We start from the raw sequence: 357 nt of genomic DNA, 5'->3' as shown, positions 1-357 counted from the left end.
TCACCCTGGGGGCAAGGCCCCCGTGCCGGCCCGTGGCGCCCGCCCGAGAAGGGGGCCGGAAACGAAGAAAGCCGGCTCAGCGGTAAACGTCCCGCCGATGGCCCACCCGGACCACCAAGACGGTGGCCTCCCGATCCCGGATGTGGCAGATCAGGCGATAGTCCCCCACCCGGTACTTCCAAAACCTGCCCAGCTCCGGCCCTCGCAAGGGCTCCCCGAGGCTTCGGGGGTCTTCCAAGGCGGCCACGCGCTCCCGCAGAAAGCGAAGGATCCGGCGGGCCACCTCCCGGTCTAGCCCTTCCAGCTCCTTCGCGGCCCGAGGGTCAAACTCAATCCTGTAGCCCAAGGCGGCGCTCC

1 protein-coding gene is annotated in these 357 nt (G+C 69.7%); it reads right to left on the bottom strand.

Annotated elements, in window-relative coordinates; all coding sequences use genetic code 11:
- Window positions 1-76: 76 nt before the first annotated feature.
- Window positions 77-357 (bottom strand): type II toxin-antitoxin system RelE family toxin (locus BVI061214_RS00405; RefSeq protein ID WP_346179650.1); only part of this gene is annotated, 281 nt, incomplete at its 5' end.

The sequence above is a fragment of the Thermus aquaticus genome (assembly GCF_001280255.1).
Classification (GTDB): Bacteria; Deinococcota; Deinococci; order Deinococcales; family Thermaceae; genus Thermus; species Thermus aquaticus.
The sequence above is the reverse complement of the archived record's forward strand: the minus strand, read 5'-3'. Positions and strand labels throughout refer to the sequence as shown.